Genomic DNA, 420 nt, shown 5'->3' on the forward strand with positions numbered 1-420 from the left:
TGCATCGCCAGGCGTGGTCCCTTTGCAGAAGCGCGTGAATGCGTGCCTCGCCACACTTGCAGGAGATTGCCATGACCGAAAAGCTGTCGCCGGAGGCCCGGGCCGATGCTCTTGCCGGGTTGCCGGACTGGCGCGAGGTGGATGGGCGCGATGCGATCACCCGGACCTTTGCGTTCAAGGATTTCAACGAGGCCTTCGGCTTCATGACGCGGGTCGCCTTGGTCGCCGAGAAGCTGAACCACCATCCCGAATGGTCCAATGTGTACCGGACGGTGGAAGTCGTCCTGTCGACCCATGATGCCGGCGGCCTCACCGATCTCGACATCCGGCTTGCACGGAAGATGGATGCGTTTGCGCAGGGGTGACCGGCGCACGCTTCAGGCGCGTTCCAGCAGGAAGACGTGGACCTCGTCGCCGTCT

The 420-nt window shown here is 63.6% G+C and carries 1 protein-coding gene; it reads left to right on the forward strand.

Translation table 11 applies throughout. From position 1 onward, the window contains the following. Positions 1–71 precede the first annotated feature (71 nt). Positions 72–365: a 4a-hydroxytetrahydrobiopterin dehydratase gene (locus tag HK439_RS26545; RefSeq protein ID WP_158194194.1), complete on the forward strand. Its 294-nt coding sequence runs from the start codon at positions 72–74 to the stop codon at positions 363–365. Positions 366–420: the final 55 nt, after the last annotated feature.

Origin of the sequence: Roseibium aggregatum (assembly GCF_014692675.1) — a bacterium.
Taxonomy (GTDB): Bacteria; Pseudomonadota; Alphaproteobacteria; order Rhizobiales; family Stappiaceae; genus Roseibium; species Roseibium aggregatum_C.

Excerpts from the sequence above, each read along its gene's own strand:
- HK439_RS26545 (WP_158194194.1), top strand. The coding sequence starts at position 72 with ATGACCGAAAAGCTGTCGCCGGAGGCCCGGGCCGATGCTCTTGCCGGG.